Annotated in this window: 17 protein-coding genes, 2 tRNA genes and 1 other RNA gene; 13 read left to right on the top strand and 7 right to left on the bottom strand. The window is 43.3% G+C overall.

Annotated elements, in window-relative coordinates; all coding sequences use genetic code 11:
- Positions 1-118 precede the first annotated feature (118 nt).
- Positions 119-208: transfer RNA gene (locus WC631_03765), tRNA-Ser, on the bottom strand.
- Between the two features lie 75 nt (positions 209-283).
- Between WC631_03765 and WC631_03760 the strand changes: the two genes are divergently transcribed.
- Positions 284-952: a hypothetical protein gene (locus tag WC631_03760; protein ID MFA6227558.1), complete on the top strand. Its 669-nt coding sequence runs from the start codon at positions 284-286 to the stop codon at positions 950-952.
- 49 nt (positions 953-1001) lie between these two features.
- Here the strand turns inward: WC631_03760 and WC631_03755 are convergent, their stop codons facing one another.
- On the bottom strand, positions 1002-1463 hold the full coding sequence (locus tag WC631_03755) for an MgtC/SapB family protein (protein ID MFA6227557.1): 462 nt from the start codon (positions 1461-1463) through the stop codon (positions 1002-1004).
- 87 nt (positions 1464-1550) lie between these two features.
- On the opposite strand from WC631_03755, the gene WC631_03750 reads away from it, so the two are divergent.
- Positions 1551-1943 carry a hypothetical protein gene (locus WC631_03750; GenBank protein ID MFA6227556.1) on the top strand — a complete coding sequence of 131 codons (393 nt, stop codon included), beginning with the start codon at positions 1551-1553 and terminating at the stop codon, positions 1941-1943.
- A gap of 70 nt (positions 1944-2013) precedes the next feature.
- On the top strand, positions 2014-4173 hold the full coding sequence (gene recG, locus WC631_03745; protein MFA6227555.1) for an ATP-dependent DNA helicase RecG: 2160 nt from the start codon (positions 2014-2016) through the stop codon (positions 4171-4173).
- 25 nt (positions 4174-4198) lie between these two features.
- Here the strand turns inward: recG and WC631_03740 are convergent, their stop codons facing one another.
- Complete coding sequence (locus tag WC631_03740; protein MFA6227554.1) at positions 4199-4510, bottom strand: hypothetical protein; 312 nt, start codon at positions 4508-4510, stop codon at positions 4199-4201.
- Positions 4511-4637: 127 nt separating this feature from the next.
- On the opposite strand from WC631_03740, the gene WC631_03735 reads away from it, so the two are divergent.
- Positions 4638-4835 (top strand): hypothetical protein, encoded by a 198-nt coding sequence (locus WC631_03735; GenBank protein ID MFA6227553.1) that lies wholly within the window; start codon positions 4638-4640, stop codon positions 4833-4835.
- Between the two features lie 114 nt (positions 4836-4949).
- Positions 4950-5022, top strand: a tRNA-Ile gene (locus tag WC631_03730).
- Positions 5023-5317: 295 nt separating this feature from the next.
- On the opposite strand, the gene WC631_03725 is transcribed toward WC631_03730, so the two are convergent.
- Both WC631_03725 and ftsH read right to left on the bottom strand, forming a co-directional pair.
- Positions 5318-5581: a hypothetical protein gene (locus tag WC631_03725; protein ID MFA6227552.1), complete on the bottom strand. Its 264-nt coding sequence runs from the start codon at positions 5579-5581 to the stop codon at positions 5318-5320.
- Positions 5582-5607: 26 nt separating this feature from the next.
- On the bottom strand, positions 5608-7572 hold the full coding sequence (gene ftsH / locus WC631_03720) for an ATP-dependent zinc metalloprotease FtsH (GenBank protein ID MFA6227551.1): 1965 nt from the start codon (positions 7570-7572) through the stop codon (positions 5608-5610).
- A gap of 189 nt (positions 7573-7761) precedes the next feature.
- Here ftsH and WC631_03715 point away from each other — a divergent pair, with 189 nt between their 5' ends.
- The 4 genes from WC631_03715 to ssrA all read left to right on the top strand — a co-directional run bounded on the left by WC631_03715 (position 7762) and on the right by ssrA (position 11918).
- The gene (locus WC631_03715; protein ID MFA6227550.1) at positions 7762-9609 is read left to right on the top strand and encodes an SPFH domain-containing protein; all 1848 of its coding nucleotides are present in this window, start codon (positions 7762-7764) and stop codon (positions 9607-9609) included.
- 186 nt (positions 9610-9795) lie between these two features.
- Positions 9796-10290 carry a hypothetical protein gene (locus WC631_03710; protein MFA6227549.1) on the top strand — a complete coding sequence of 165 codons (495 nt, stop codon included), beginning with the start codon at positions 9796-9798 and terminating at the stop codon, positions 10288-10290.
- Between the two features lie 712 nt (positions 10291-11002).
- Entirely contained in the window at positions 11003-11452 is a 450-nt protein-coding gene (gene smpB / locus WC631_03705) for an SsrA-binding protein SmpB (protein ID MFA6227548.1), read from the top strand.
- Positions 11453-11508: 56 nt separating this feature from the next.
- Positions 11509-11918: a transfer-messenger RNA gene (ssrA, locus tag WC631_03700) on the top strand.
- A gap of 49 nt (positions 11919-11967) precedes the next feature.
- Here the strand turns inward: ssrA and WC631_03695 are convergent.
- Complete coding sequence (locus WC631_03695) at positions 11968-12324, bottom strand: hypothetical protein (GenBank protein MFA6227547.1); 357 nt, start codon at positions 12322-12324, stop codon at positions 11968-11970.
- A gap of 149 nt (positions 12325-12473) precedes the next feature.
- The gene (locus tag WC631_03690; GenBank protein ID MFA6227546.1) at positions 12474-13073 is read right to left on the bottom strand and encodes a redoxin domain-containing protein; all 600 of its coding nucleotides are present in this window, start codon (positions 13071-13073) and stop codon (positions 12474-12476) included.
- 97 nt (positions 13074-13170) lie between these two features.
- On the opposite strand from WC631_03690, the gene WC631_03685 reads away from it, so the two are divergent.
- Genes WC631_03685 through rplT form a run of 4 tightly spaced genes read left to right on the top strand, consistent with a single transcriptional unit; the run spans position 13171 to position 14933 of the window.
- Positions 13171-13794 carry a phosphatase PAP2 family protein gene (locus tag WC631_03685; GenBank protein ID MFA6227545.1) on the top strand — a complete coding sequence of 208 codons (624 nt, stop codon included), beginning with the start codon at positions 13171-13173 and terminating at the stop codon, positions 13792-13794.
- A 31-nt stretch (positions 13795-13825) separates the two neighbouring features.
- Positions 13826-14347 carry a translation initiation factor IF-3 gene (infC, locus tag WC631_03680; GenBank protein ID MFA6227544.1) on the top strand — a complete coding sequence of 174 codons (522 nt, stop codon included), beginning with the start codon at positions 13826-13828 and terminating at the stop codon, positions 14345-14347.
- Positions 14348-14371: 24 nt separating this feature from the next.
- Positions 14372-14560, top strand: a complete 189-nt coding sequence (locus WC631_03675; protein MFA6227543.1) for a 50S ribosomal protein L35 — start codon at positions 14372-14374, stop codon at positions 14558-14560.
- A 28-nt stretch (positions 14561-14588) separates the two neighbouring features.
- A complete protein-coding gene (rplT, locus tag WC631_03670) occupies positions 14589-14933 on the top strand; it encodes a 50S ribosomal protein L20 (GenBank protein ID MFA6227542.1) in 345 nt (114 codons plus the stop codon).
- Positions 14934-14956 lie beyond the last annotated feature (23 nt).

The following is a 14956-nucleotide window of genomic DNA, read 5'->3' as shown; positions in this document are numbered from 1 at the left end:
CATTGCCGACCGCACTTTGGTTTTGGATTTCAAAAATGCCTTCAAAATTGCGGAAAAATACCATGCCGAGGCGCTTTGCGCCGAGGCTGTTTCTTACGATTTCACAAAAAGTGAAAATTGGCGGAGACGGTGGGATTCGAACCCACGGGGGCGTTTAGACCCCACTTCTTTAGCAAAGAAGTACATTAGACCACTCTGACACGTCTCCAAAAATTATTTAATTGTCAGAATTAGATTAGCATATTATTGTTCATTATTCTAGTTTATTTGATATAATATATCCATGAACAAAAAACTTGTCTTATACGGAATATTTGTCGGTTTTCTCTTTGCGGGAAACACCGCTTCAGCCCATCAGCCTCGCTTAGTCTGGGATTTTATAAACAGCCACGATTCACCTATTGTAATAAGTAATCCGGATATTTCTCAAGCATTTTATGGAATATTAAAAAATCAGCCGGAATATTATAAAGTAAAACTCGATAAAGCCAGCATTCTTTATCTAAGTCTTCTTGTCCCAGACAATATAAATGCCGGTGTTGATATTTCCGCCAGAGTCTTCAAACTCAATTCGCCAGACAGCGATATAAAAACTTTTCTAAATGGTAAAAGATCCACATGGGAAAGTTATTATGAGGAGTTCGCCGGAGATTTCTATTTGCAAGGACCAGAAAATTCCACCTATCTAAAAGAAGGCGAATATCTCATAGAAATAACTTCAGAAAAAAATGAGGGCAAGTATGTACTTGTCGTTGGACAAAAAGAATCCTTTCCACTTGATGAAGCAATGCGAATGATAATAAATCTACCGAGATTAAAAATAGACTTCTTTGAAGAGCCGGTCTTTATGCTTGCAGGTGGAATAATAGGAAAACTAATGGCTTCTTTGCTACTATTTTTGTTACTGCTCGCTCTTATGAGTCTGAGAAAAAGAAGAGAAAGAAAAGGCTAGATAAAAACAGAAAGAGGGGCGCCGAAGGCGCCCCTCTTTCTGTTTCTAATTAATTTTCTTTTTCATTATTATATGAAAGTCTTTTCAAAAGATTCTCTATAAACCACAAAACTGTAAAAATCACGATCGCCGCAACTATTGCTACTAAAGAAAGCTGAAACAAGCCATATCCGGAAGCGATACCCACACCCGCTGATACCCAAAGCCCCGCAGCTGTAGTAAGTCCCACTATTTTATGATCCTGAAAAATCACGAGGCCGGCTCCGATAAAACCAATACCAGTGACAATTGCCGACGCCATAAGCAGTGGGTTTGATAAAGCCAGATTTTGAATCGGTGAGAGAATTATTTGGGATACAATTACAAAGATTGCCGAGCCAAGCGAAACCATCGAGTAGGTGCGCATACCAGCAGTCTTTCCCGCCAAAGTCCTTTCAAGCCCAAGCAATGCTCCAAGCCCGACAGCTATCGCAACTCTGATAATTATTTCTGTGAGTGTTAGTGTGATCATAGTATAAAATTAAATTATTAACACTATTATTATAGCAAAGAAAACTCCTTTATAGTAGAATCTAAAATAGAAAAGGAAGGGGTACCTATGAAACGTACGAAACCGTTGCCGGTAGCTCCGCTTGATCATGAAAAATATATGGAAGAGCAGATACGAATAGCTTTGACCTGCCATGTAAACAGACATATGACAAGGGTGGAACACAACTGCACAGACCAAGATCTGTTCGAACATCCAGAATGGTTGATCGACCATTTCATCGCAAATGGTGGTGCTGTGGCTTTCGCACAAAGAAGAAAGGAGTTTGAAGAAAAAGTGTGCGATATGGCAGATGATTGCGATCACAGCGAAGATTGCCAATTCCTGCTGATTCAGCGACGTTGGATGCACTGCCCTGTTCGTAAAATGCCCTGCAAAGGAAAATGTATGGCAGTAACGGTCAGGACAAATGAGCAACAAAGTGTTCAGGTGGGTGGTTAAGTGACTGTGTGTGCCGAGTTTTTCGCTTTCGCGAAAAACTCGGCCACTTTTTTTGTGTTAAAATAACTAAATGACTTTAGAGACCCCGCTTGAAGGCAATTTTAGACTTGTTGAATCGCAGAAAATCGCATTAAAAAAGCTAGGGCTAAAGACCGTGGGCGATTTGCTATATCATTTCCCTGTTCGCTATGGCGATACTTCAGAGAAAAGAAATATCGGTTCGCTTGTTGCCAGTGATTCTGCCACAATTTTCGGAAAAGTTTCTGGACTCAAGACCAGTAAGGGTTTCCGTTCAAAAATCCCAATGTCCGAAGCTTGGATTGAAGATGAAAGCGGGAAAATAAAAGCGGTGTGGTTTCATCAGCCCTATATTGCAAAAATGCTTCATGAAGAAATGTTTGTCCGAGCCGACGGGAAAGTTTCTGACAGAAAAGGAGAGCTTTATATGAGCAATCCAAAAATCGAACAAGTGGTCAAACTTCCTATCGGAGTTGGCGACTCTCTGTTTGGAGAGGCCGGAGAAGCTCATTCACTTTATCCCGTTTATCCAGAAAGCCGAGGTGTCACTTCAAATTGGTTTTATCATACAATTCAGAAAATCTTTTCCGCAGGAATCTTGGACACATTGGAAGATCCGATTCCGGAATATGTCTTGAATACTTACAATCTGCCGACTTTGAAAACCGCGCTTGTCTGGATTCATACTCCGCAAAAACAAGACCACGCTGTTTCTGCCAGAAAACGCTTTGCTTTTGAGGAAGTCTTTTTCATACAGCTTGAGCGCCTTAAAGCCCGCCTAGAGTGGCAAAAAGAGCCCGCCTTTCTCATCAAAACCCCTACCGCTCATATAGACGAGTTTGTAAAAAGGTTCCCATTTACAGCGACGGTTGCCCAAATAAAGGCAATTAAAGACATCTCCCAGGACTTCGCCAAAGGCCACGCAATGGCCCGCCTTCTTGAGGGAGATGTGGGGTCGGGTAAGACAGCGGTAGCGGCTGCGGGGGCATTTGCGGTGGTTACTACGCGTCCTGCGGGACAAAATTTTGGCACTTTGCAGGTGGCTTATATGGCACCGACAGAGATACTCGCCAAGCAACATTTTGAATCATTTATAAAATATTTTTATCATATGGGAATAAGTGTGGGGCTCATCACCGGCTCGGGATGTAAAAAATTCCCGTCAAAAGTAAATCCAAAAGGTTGGACGGATATTTCTCGCACGCAACTTTTGAAATGGGTGGCAAACGGCGAAATTCCGATAGTTATCGGCACGCATTCGCTGATACAAAAGACAGTGAAGTTTAAACACCTCGCTTTTGCTGTGATAGATGAACAACATCGCTTTGGCACGGCCCAAAGACAAAAACTTGTAAAGAAAGATAGGATCGCTCCACATTTGCTTAGCATGACCGCGACTCCTATCCCCCGCACACTTGCACTTACGATTTATGGCGACTTGGATTTGACCCTGCTAGACCAAATGCCGACGGGAAGGAAACCAATAATCACAGAAATCGTTTTGCCGGGGAAAAGAAAGGAAATTTATGAAAAAATCCGTGCGGAAATGCAGGCCGGCAGACAGCTTTATGTGATTTGCCCGCGCATAGATGAGCCGGATCCGGCAAAAGAAGCTGCGGTGCAAGCAAAATCCGTAAAAGAAGAAGCCAAGCGTCTAAAAAAAGATATCTTTCCTGAATATGAAATCGGGATTTTGCATAGCAAGATGACGCCGAAAGAAAAAGACAAAATAATGGCGGATTTTTCCGATGGAAAAATCCGCATCCTCTGTGCCACTTCTGTCGTGGAAGTCGGAGTCAATGTTCCAAATGCCACTATCATAATCATTGAAGGAGCGGAGCGTTTTGGACTCGCTCAGCTTCACCAGCTTCGCGGACGCGTAGTGAGAAGCAATCATCAAGCATATTGTTATGTTTTTGCAGAAACAAAATCCGATAAGACGATAGAAAGACTGCGTGCACTGACCACCGCCAAAAATGGTTTTGAACTCGCCGAATACGACCTGAAACTCCGGGGCGCGGGCGGCCTTTCCGGCAATAAGCAATGGGGCATCTCCGACATCGGCATGGAAGCCATCCGCAATCTCAAAATGGTAGAGGCCGCCCGCGCCGAAGCCTCTTACCTCCTCGAGCAAGACGAAAATCTCTCCAAATTCCCTCTCATAAAAACAAAACTCACCAGCCGTAAGGCGGACGAGATTCATTTTGAGTAGGCTATGGTGTTGGCCACTCTTTTAATTATTCTTTAACAGTATCTTCTTTTAAAATAAACTCTCTGGCTGCATCGGCTCCTTCTTGCCATCCGTTCTTTTCAAAATAGGTAATCATCTCTCTCACAACACCTTCTGACGCACCGAGTTTTGCCACATGATAAGCATCATCTTGGAAACCGTTTACCAAACAATCTTTAACTTGATCGTCTATTTCATTTTGGGTTAATTCTCTCCCCTCCCTTTTTGCCTTCTCTACCAATCTTTCGGAAAGTAAGCTACTACCCTGATTGATGACGTCTGAGTAACAATTTACATTTAATTTTATTCTCTCTGCCATATTTCTATTATTATTTTAATAACCCTTTAATTTTACCCCCCCCCCCAGAAAAAATTGCAAGGATTTAAGATTTTGAAAAAAGACAATTGCAGAGTAAAATAGATAAGGAAAGTACAAGGGAGGATTTATGAATGATACAGAAAAAGCTGGGAGTTCACTGACGGGCAAGAAGAAATGGCACCATACACCAGTACTTCAAGTACATGGTGATGATGATCCAACCAAAAGGAGGAAAAAGTCTGCAGAAGAAATAGCGGAGCAAAAAAGCCTTTTCCCTGGACAGAGAAGGCCAAATGCACCACCAGAGCTTCGTGTGTGGGGTTGAAATATAGTGGGCGGGGTTTGCGCTTCGCGAAATCCCTGCCCTCTTTTTTATTATTGAAGTCTCATTGCGAAAAAGAGATTTTTGAGATATTATGCCAAACAGATCAATATAAATGCGCGCTTAGCTCAGTTGGTAGAGCGATCGACTTATACTCGATTGGTCGGGGGTTCGAGTCCCTCAGCGCGCACAATAAACACCGCGAATGCGGTTTTTATTGTGCGCGCTGAGAAAAAGCAATGTCTTGCTTTTTCGTAGGGATTCGAAAGACGGAGCCAAAGATTTTTAGCAAAAAATCTTGTGAGTCGGGGTCGAGAGTTTTATCGAGCGACGGCGAGAGAAAAACTCGTGACCGAGTCCCTCATAGTACATAGCTCTGGATCCACGCATTCCCGCAAAATGATAAGAATCATCGCGGGATAAATCGCGAGGATGACAGAGAAGAGGGGGTTTCGCGAAGCGAAACCCCCTCTTTTTCCATCTATTTACTCTTCCTCCCCCTTAAGGGCTTCATACTGTGCCAATTTGTCACTTTCGAAACTTTTGATATTTGCTTCATTTTCTTCTGTAGTTTTGGCTAGAGGAAAATCTTCCTCAACTTCTTTTTCACCTGCTGAGCCATCATCAAATTTGAACCACCATACAAATTTTCCGTCTCTTATCTCATATCCGATGCCGACTGGCGATTTCTCCGCTGTCTCAACAGCAGTATTCTGACTTTTTCCAAATAATTTTTCTAATCCAAACATCTTAATATAATTAAAACTAATAATAATTACCCCTGATGCTCGATATCCTCCTTCTTTTTTGGAGTGATACCATTTGCAACAAGAAGCTTTTCAAACTCGACTCTCTCTATTGTCTCCGTCTCAATAAGTTTCTTCGCTATCGCGTCCAGTGCTTTCCTATGATCTTTGATAATCTGCTCGGCGCGCTTCATATTGCTATCCATTATTTCTGAAACTTCTTTATCTATCTCAGCATTTACCTTATCAGAATATTCTTTGTCGCCCACTCCTCTGCTAAAGAGCGCCCTTCCTCCCTCACCTTCAAGAGCCACTGGTCCCATTTTCTCCGACATTCCGTATTTTGTGACCATATCTCTTGCAAGAGCCGTAGAAACTTGTAAATCATTTGACGGGCCTGTCGTAAGATCGTTGAAAATCATCTTCTCCGTGACATATCCACCAAGCGCAACAGCAATATCATCCAGAAATTCTTTCTTCGACTGTAATTTTCTGTCTTCAAATGGCAAATGTAGTGTGTAGCCCGCCGCTCTTCCACGAGAAATTATAGAAATCTTGTGCACAGGATCGGCATAAGGCAAGACGGAAGAGACAAGCGCATGGCCAGCTTCGTGATACGCCGTGATTTCTTTTTCTTTCTTTGAAAGCAAATGGCTTTTCCTCTCCGGACCCATCATAACTTTTTCTATTGATCGGATAAGGTCAAATTGGGAAACTTTCTGCCTGCTTTCGCGCGCGGCGAGTATCGCCCCTTCATTCATAAGCGACTGCAAATCTGCTCCGGAAAATCCTGGGGTTCTTTCTGCTATCGTCCTCAAATTTACATCTTCAGCAAGTGGTTTTTCCTTTGCGTGAACAAATAAGATTGCTTCTCTATCATTCCTATCCGGCAAATCTATCACCACTCGTCTGTCAAATCTCCCAGGGCGGAGAAGTGCTGGATCCAAAACATCCGGCCTATTTGTCGCCGCCATCACGATAACTTTTTGATTTTGTTCAAAGCCGTCCATCTCTACAAGAATCTGGTTTAGGGTTTGCTCTCTTTCATCATTGCCCCCACCCATCCCAGCGCCCCTCACTCTTCCCACCGCATCTATTTCGTCTACGAAAATAATGGCCGGAGCTGAAGCCTTTGCCATACGAAATAAATCTCTAACGCGAGAAGCCCCCACACCCACAAACATTTCCACGAATTCCGAACCCGATATTGAGAAAAATGCTACACCTGCTTCACCTGCTACAGCTCTTGCAAGCAAAGTCTTTCCTGTCCCCGGCGCGCCCATAAGCAAAATACCTTTTGGAATTTTGGCACCGATATCCAAGAATTTTTTAGGATTTTTCAAAAAATCTACAACCTCTTTTAGCTCTTCTTTTGCCTCTTTGGCACCGGCAACATCTGCAAAAGTTACTCTCTGCTTTTTATCGCTCGGCAAAATAATTCTCGCTTTTGACTGACCGAAAGACATTGCTTGCATTCCAGCACCTTTCACTTGCCTTGTAAGCATCCAGATAAATACACCGATCAAAATAAGCGGAATAAGAAATGGCGCGAGATTTATAAACCAATATGTAAAGCCCGTGCTACTGCCGATATCAATATTTACTTTCGCTAGCTTGTCTGTCGGCACTTTATAATTTGCAAAAGTTTCTGTTAGAGCAATCCCGTCTTCTTTTTTGGATTCTTTTGTTATTGCCTTTGTGCTCGTTGATGTACTTGTAGAGGTGTAGGTTATCAAAAGATCTTCGCCATTCACTTGGATTTTCTGTACAAGCCCAGCCGAAACATCTCCTGCAAGTTGTGAAATAGAAATCTGCTCATTTTTTGAACTGCCAGTAAATATAAAAGAGTAGAGAGTGGAAATAACAATCAAAATCAAAATAGCATTTAATATTTTATTGAACACAGACATTGGCCCCTTATTGAAACCCGGTATTTTCGGCATCCTCCCCCTTGGCGACATCGGTCTTTTCGGCTTGTTTTTAAGATTATCCATAGTTCTAAAAGAATAACATAAGTACAACATAAAATAAAGGATATTCAAAAACCCCTTGACTTCTTATATGAAATATGCTAGTCTCCTTTGCAGAGAAGGCGGCCCTGTGGGTCGTCTTTATAGTAGGAGGCGGGGTAAAATCCCTGTGTATCCATAACAAAAGAAGAAAGGTAGGTTAGCAGAATGAGTATGTCGATAAGTGGTGGTACCTTGGCATGGATTATCATGGCTGTAGTTATGGTCGTGGTGGTCCTGTGCTGGAAATTGGTGTTACGAATATTCGGTGTGATCATCATCCCTGATGATTCCATCGGCATCGTCAACAAGAAATTCGTGTTGTTTGGAGAATTCAAGACCCTGCCGGACGGCGAAGTTGTCGCTCTGCACGGAGAAGCTGGGTTGCAAGCCGAAACACTTGCCCCTGGCATTCATTTCTTGTTTTGGCCATGGCAATACGAGATTCAAACGACGAAGTTCGTGACAATTCCTGAAGGAACTATTGGTGTCGTCGAAGCACGTGGTGGTAAAGCCCTTTCGGGCGGCCGCGTACTCGGCAAATTTGTGGAATGCGATTCATTCCAAGACGTCAAAAAGTTCCTGGGAGCTGGTGGCCAACGTGGTCCACAAATTGCGGTCATTCCTCCAGGAACATACCGCATTAACGTGGGGTTCTTCTCGGTGAAAGCCGAGAGAGCGATGGAAATTGCCGATAACAAAGTCGGCATTGTCACAACGAAGGACGGCCAACCGCTCAAAACCGGCGAAATTGCTGGTAAGGAAATTGGGGGTCATAACCGATTCCAAGACGGCGAGAAATTCATCGAGGGCGGTGGTTTCCGAGGTCTCCAAGAGCAAGTACTTCTGGCAGGTCGCTACTATATCAACCCGCGCTTCGCAACGGTTGAAGTGGTGGACATGACCATCGTCCCGATCGCGCACGCAGGTGTGGTGATCGCATATGTCGGTGAACCCGGCGTTGACGTGACGGGGGATAGCTTCAAGCATGGCAATCTCGTCAAGAAGGGAGAGAAGGGCGTCTGGGTTGAACCACTCGATCCAGGCAAATACCCGGTCAATCCCTACACCCACAAGGTGGAATGTGTGCCGACGGCCAATGTCGTTTTGAATTGGGCAACCGGAAAGACCGAATCACACAAACTCGACGAGAAGCTCTGCACGATCACGGTCCGTTCACAAGACGGATTCACGTTCAACTTGGACGTGAGCCAGATCATTCACATTCCACGCACGGAGGCTCCAAAGGTCATCGCGCGTTTCGGCAATGTGGCCAATCTGGTAACCCAAGTCCTCGAGCCGACAATCGGAAATTACTTCCGTAACGCGGCGCAGGGATCTGATGTGATCGATTTCCTAAAGGGTCGCGAAGGTCGTCAAAGGGATGCGAAGAATCGCATTTCGGCGGCACTTCAAGACTACAACGTGGTGGCGGTGGACACCCTCATCGGTGACATCACTCCCCCGGATGAGCTCATGAAGACGCTGACGGATCGGAAAATCGCCGAGCAAGAACAGGTCACCTTTGCAACGCAAGAAGTGGCCCAGAATGCCCGAAAGAAACTGCAGCAGGCAACTGCTCAGGCCGATACGCAAGCAAGCGTCGTGACTGCGGAACGTTCGGTGGAAATTGCCAAATTCACCGCCGATGCTGCAATCAAAACAGCAGAAGGTGCTGCAAAATCCAAGGAGGTCAACGCCCAGGCTGATGCCAATGTGTTGAAACTCGTGGGTGATGCCGAAGGTGGCAAGATCAAAGCGATCGGTACTGCCGAGGCGAACGTCATCGAGATGAAGATCAAATCGATGGAGTCCGACAACTACGCGATGGTTCAAGTCGCGAAGTACTTGGCTGAAAATCATATTCAGCTGGTCCCGCAGATTATGGTCAGTGGTGGTGGAGCAGCAACGGGCGGTGATGGCACCCTCGTAAATGTCCTACTCGCCCAACTGGTCGGGAAAGGACTCAAGCTCGACACCGAAGTGAAGCCCGCCACAGTGGCGCCGGCTCCCAAAGCGTAAGGAGTAAATCTCTGAAACGCGCGCGTTCATTCTCCCCCGTGGGAGGATGAACGCGTTTTTTTATTGTGAATTTTGATACTTGACTTTCTGAATGAAGTATGCTAGGATTGATAGCAATTGAGTCTTTCACCCTTCGTGTGAAGAAGTGAAATGAGACGAAAGAGTTCTATAACAAAGGAATAGAAAATGAAAAAGTTCACCGGAGTAGTGTTAGTTTTGATCGCATTAGTGTTTCTCGTGGTGATAATCGTCCGTGGTGTCACCTTCGGTATCAACTGTGGTGGTCATATGGGGAGGGCGGCGAACGCTAACTCCATCGGCTTGGCAAAGCAAGAGATGGAAATCGTTGTGAAGTATCTGGAATACAACAATCTCACCAATGGCAACACCTCTGTCTTGTGGGACACCCCCAGTCAAGATCTCGGGTTCTTCTATAAAAATATGAAGGACTCATTGGTCGAGTTACAGAGCATCAAGGATACAGCAACCCCGTTGGAGAAAAGTAATGTTCTTATGAAGTTGCGGGAAACCTTGACCCATCATGGCGACAAATCGACATCAATCACTGTCCCCTGGGGGATTTCCTTGGCACCACACAACGTCTTGTTTGCGGTCTGGGGAGTTATTAGTGTTCTGATAGCAATCGTGGGTTGTGCTTTGTTTGTTGATGACAGTTATTGAGCACTACCGCAACGCGCGTTCATTCTCCCCCGTGGGAGGATGAACGCGTTTTTTTATTGTGAATTTTGATACTTGACTTTTCTAGTGTAATATGCTACCATTGCAAATAGAGAGCGTACTTCACTTGGAAGCAACAATCTGCTAATTACAGGGTACAGTGGCAGAAAGAGCTCAACATCCTCCCTCTTTTCACAGCGATGTGAGAATGAAAGAAAGGATGAGTTCTCCTAAATCCGCGGCACAACGTCGTGGTAAATATGGAGAACACAATGCACATCAAAAGTGGTGTTAGGAAATTAAAATACTGGTTAGTAACGCATAGAGAAAAGTTGTTTCCAAGTGGTTATAACTTTCGTCTGATCAGAACTAGTTCCACGACCGTATATTTAGACGGTAGTTGGGTTGGTGGACCTGAGACATACGATGTTATCGCAAGTTGGGAGCACCGATGCAAAGGTTTTGCTGAATACATTAGATGCGACAGCAAAATACTTATTCTCGAATCGTACACTGAAGATGGTTATACATACTTCTCGTACGAAATACAACGGCGTCCGAGTAGGAACTCGGATGCCCGCTGGAAATCTCTCGGATATCTGTGGCAAAAGCCAAATTTCTAAGAGATGATAGAGTCCCCGATATTCAACGCGAGTTGGTGTTGGGGCTCTTTTTTTTATTTCTCAAAAACCACAAATTTTGATACTATAAACGCATGACCGCCAAATTCGCCGAAAATAGAAAAGTCTATTTTAATTATGAAATCCTTGAAAGACTCACGGCGGGCATTGAGTTGTTCGGTTTTGAGGTCAAAGCGATAAAAGCAGGGCAGATGACTCTCGATGGAGCATACGTCGTGGTGCGTGGTGGCGAAGCATTTCTCATCGGCGCTGGTATCACTCCCCTTCAACCCAAGAATGTTAAGGAGGATTATGACCCTCGCAGAAATCGCAAACTGCTTTTGACCAAAAAAGAGATAGCTGAGCTTGCGAATACAGAGCAGAAAAAGGGTTTGACAATTGCACCCCTTTCGGTGTATAATATGGGTAAGAAGCTCAAGATAGAGCTTGGAATCGCGCGTGGTAAAAAGACCATGGACAAACGCGAAAGTATCAAGAAACGCGAAACAGATCGCGAGATACGAAGAACATTGAAAGAGGAATAGTAGTAAGTTTTAGTCCCTCGATAAAAACTCGGGACAAAATTTGCCACACAAATTTTGGGGATGATCGGCCTAGACAATTGGTCCGTTCTCTCTCGCGCAAAGTAGAGCAACCTTGTGAACTCTTAAATCTACCAAGGAAATGTAACTGCTAAAAACATTACATCAAAAGTAGCGTCCATTGTGTCTCCATTTTTTGGAGCCAAGGATCTTACTTTCGCTTACGCTTTAGCCTAAGCGACGTCTCACCTGCCGATATCTGATAGGCAGATTGAGGTGTTATATTTTCAGACTATATCGTGAGTTTTCTCGCCTCACGACGAAAATAGAGAATCGGTTTGCAAATGTTTTGTTATTTTATAGTTTGCAAACTTAAATCCATCGCAAGGTGGTACTAAAATGACTAAACTTTGTAGAAGCGCTGGGAACTATCTTTTGCACGTGGGTTCAATTCCCACCATCTCCACCATAGTGAAATCAATAAAAAAGGGCTGTCTTGCGACAGCCCTTTTGGGTGCTTACTTGATGCCGTAGAGCATCGCCAAGTCTTGGAATGTACCTCGTAATTCGAACAAGGCTTCTACCTTTTCTGCGTGTGTCGTTGCCTTTTTGATCTTGGCATGTAATGCACTCGCCTCAATGGAGAGGTGGAAATCAAAAACGATGTCCACAATCTCTTTATACAGCAGACTAAGCGCCGCATTGCGTTCGCGTTCGGGTAGGTCTTGCAACCTCCGATTGAAGCTATTGAGTGCGTCGCGCAATATTGCTTGCCGCTTCCCCATCGCTTCAACTTCATCGTCTGACGCTTGCTTGATTCTTTGCGCAATTGCCTCTGCATCGGCGCAAAGACTCCCTGCTTGATTCCTAAACATAATTGCCTCCTTTGATTGGCAGTAGCAACCCACTTGCACCATGCAAATGGGTTCCATCCTGCCAACATTGAAAAACTAGAAATCAGCCCTCCTATCCGCTTTAATCCTAGCATAATAGTGTTATTCTGTCAATGGCGAGTTTTTGTCTCCTATATCTTCCCAACCAAATCCAAACCTGGAGTCAAAGTGTCGTCTCCTGGTTCCCAGCTTGCAGGGCAGACTTTGTCGCCGTGCTTTTCGACAAATTGTGCTGCTTGCAATTTCCTGTAAAGCTCTTTGGTTGACCTACCGATGGAGTTATCATTTATTTCTATCATTTTCAAAATGCCTTTTGGATTGATGACGAAAGTGCCTCGCAGAGAAATTCCTTCTCCTCTGATATATGTTCCGAAATATTCGCATAGGGAGTGCGTCGGGTCGGCGAGCATTGGGAAATTGACTTTTTTTATGGCTTCACTTGTATCGTGCCACGCTTTATGAACATATACCGTATCTACACTGACAGAAAGCACTTCGGTATTCATTTTCTTAAACTTGTCATAGAATGACGCCATCTCTTCAAGCTCTGTCGGACAGACGAAAGTAAAGTCGGCCGGATAGAAAAAGAGGATTACCCATTTGTCTCTATAGTCAGACAATCTAACTGTTTTTATCTTTCCACCATGATACGCTTCTGCTTCAAATTCTTCTACTCCATCTCCAATCGTCGCCTTTTCTGCACAACCATAAATACTGTCGCAAAAGTCCATTTCCAAATCTTTTTCTTCTTTATTCATATATCTTTTAATTATTATTAATGTATTAACATAATATCATCTTTTCACGCAAATATGCTAAAATATAGCAATGCAAAGAGGGAAAATTATATTTCTTATAGTCCTAATAGCTATCTTTCTTATAATCGGCTGGCTTGTAGCTACAAAAAATCCACAGCTCATAAATATCGACCACAATATCATAAGCTACTTCGACAATCTCCGCTTCCCCGCTCTTGATACGACAATGCTCGCTATTACAAAAGTCGGTAATCCACGTTATTCTTTTGTCCTCTTCCTAATATTCGCCATAATATTGATTATAAAAAGAAAGGCCGTCCCTTTTTATATTTTCACTATCGCAACAATTCTCTGTTCAATATTGCCTCCCGAATTAAAAACTTTTTTTGAAAGAACAAGGCCGACCGGTGGACTGCTAAAGCTCAGAGATTATAGTTTCCCAAGCGGGCATGCCACAATATCGGCAGTCTTCTTGCTTTCCGCACTTTTTATCTTCGCTCCGCTTATAAAAAACAATCTCTTGAAATGGCTTTTCATAACTGCTTCGACAATCCTTTTTACCTCCGTCGCCCTAAGCAGGATTTTCCTCTGGGTTCACTGGCCGAGTGATGTCTTAGCGGGCTTTATTCTCGGTACGATTTGCTACCTTTTGGTAGATGTGATGTGTTGCCATAAAAACGAAAATATGCTATAAATAGGCCTCATAAGCTATTATTTTAAATAAATTGAATATAAGGGCAAGAATAAATCATCAAATAAAAGCACCCGAGCTTAGGGTTATCACAGATGACGGTCAGAATCTAGGTGTACTTTCCATGAAAGAGGCTTTGATGAAAGCACAGGAGATGAATTTGGATTTGATAGAAATATCACCAAATGCCGTTCCCCCAGTTGCAAAAATAATGGATTATGGTAAATTTCAGTATTCCGAGAAAAAGAAACTAAAGGAAGCTAAATCAAAGATTCAAAATATCGAGATTAAAAGCGTCCAGGTAAAGATAGGCACGGATGAGCACGATCTCCTCCTCAAAGCCGGCAAAGCTTCGGAATGGCTAAAAGAAGGTCATAGAGTGAAGCTTAATCTTTTTCTTGCGGGTAGAGCAAAGTATTTAGACCAGAAATTTTTGAGAGAAAGGATGGAAAGAATGCTAAAGCTAATAACAGAAGAATACAAAATCGCTGAACCAGTAACAAAAGGTCCAAAAGGGTTAACGACAGTGATAGAGAGAGTGAGTAAGAAAGTATAAGTATTTAGTATAAAAAACACAAATATGAAAACAAATAAATCATTTATAAAGAGGTTGAAAGTGACAAAGAACGGCAAGATTATCGGTAGAAAAGCCGGTCAAAACCACTTCAATGCAAAAAATTCCGGAAGTGTCGGCCAAAAAAAGAAGAGGTCGGTTTTGATACATTTTAAAACAAGAGCAAAGAGAAGGTTTTTGGCAGGAAGATTCTAAAATAGAACTAATTAAATTATAAAATACCATGACAAGAGTAAAAAGAGGTGTAATAAAGACAAAGACAAGAAAGAATGTCCTTAGAATGACAAAGGGCTTCCGTTTGAATAGAAGAAATAAAGAAGCTGCTGCTATTGAAGCCATAATGCACGCCGGAGCAAATGCATACAACCACAGAAGAGATAAAAAGGGCGATTTCAGAAGATTATGGAATGTCAGAATCAACGCCATCTTGAGAGAACATGGTTCAACATACAGCAAATTCATCGGTGCAATGACAAAAGCAAAGATAGAAATAGATAGAAAAATCCTTGCCTTGCTTGCAAATGAAAATCCTGAGACTTTCAAGAGAATAATTGCAAAGGCTAAATAAGACCAAAGTAGAAAGTTATAAAG

The sequence above is a fragment of the Candidatus Paceibacterota bacterium genome (assembly GCA_041663045.1).
In the GTDB taxonomy this organism is placed as follows: Bacteria; Patescibacteriota; Minisyncoccia; order Phycocordibacterales; family GWA1-40-21; genus Bog-1340.
Note: the sequence above shows the minus strand (reverse complement) of the source record. Positions and strands in the feature narration are given on the sequence as shown.

Bases quoted from the DNA above. Each gene is read 5' to 3' on its own strand.
- WC631_03760 (MFA6227558.1), top strand. From the start codon at position 284: ATGAACAAAAAACTTGTCTTATACGGAATATTTGTCGGTTTTCTCTTT.
- WC631_03755 (MFA6227557.1), bottom strand. From the start codon at position 1,463: ATGATCACACTAACACTCACAGAAATAATTATCAGAGTTGCGATAGCT.
- WC631_03750 (MFA6227556.1), top strand. From the start codon at position 1,551: ATGAAACGTACGAAACCGTTGCCGGTAGCTCCGCTTGATCATGAAAAA.
- recG (MFA6227555.1), top strand. From the start codon at position 2,014: ATGACTTTAGAGACCCCGCTTGAAGGCAATTTTAGACTTGTTGAATCG.
- WC631_03740 (MFA6227554.1), bottom strand. From the start codon at position 4,510: ATGGCAGAGAGAATAAAATTAAATGTAAATTGTTACTCAGACGTCATC.
- WC631_03735 (MFA6227553.1), top strand. From the start codon at position 4,638: ATGAATGATACAGAAAAAGCTGGGAGTTCACTGACGGGCAAGAAGAAA.
- WC631_03725 (MFA6227552.1), bottom strand. From the start codon at position 5,581: ATGTTTGGATTAGAAAAATTATTTGGAAAAAGTCAGAATACTGCTGTT.
- ftsH (MFA6227551.1), bottom strand. From the start codon at position 7,572: ATGGATAATCTTAAAAACAAGCCGAAAAGACCGATGTCGCCAAGGGGG.
- WC631_03715 (MFA6227550.1), top strand. From the start codon at position 7,762: ATGTCGATAAGTGGTGGTACCTTGGCATGGATTATCATGGCTGTAGTT.
- WC631_03710 (MFA6227549.1), top strand. From the start codon at position 9,796: ATGAAAAAGTTCACCGGAGTAGTGTTAGTTTTGATCGCATTAGTGTTT.
- smpB (MFA6227548.1), top strand. From the start codon at position 11,003: ATGACCGCCAAATTCGCCGAAAATAGAAAAGTCTATTTTAATTATGAA.
- WC631_03695 (MFA6227547.1), bottom strand. From the start codon at position 12,324: ATGTTTAGGAATCAAGCAGGGAGTCTTTGCGCCGATGCAGAGGCAATT.
- WC631_03690 (MFA6227546.1), bottom strand. From the start codon at position 13,073: ATGGACTTTTGCGACAGTATTTATGGTTGTGCAGAAAAGGCGACGATT.
- WC631_03685 (MFA6227545.1), top strand. From the start codon at position 13,171: ATGCAAAGAGGGAAAATTATATTTCTTATAGTCCTAATAGCTATCTTT.
- WC631_03675 (MFA6227543.1), top strand. From the start codon at position 14,372: ATGAAAACAAATAAATCATTTATAAAGAGGTTGAAAGTGACAAAGAAC.
- rplT (MFA6227542.1), top strand. From the start codon at position 14,589: ATGACAAGAGTAAAAAGAGGTGTAATAAAGACAAAGACAAGAAAGAAT.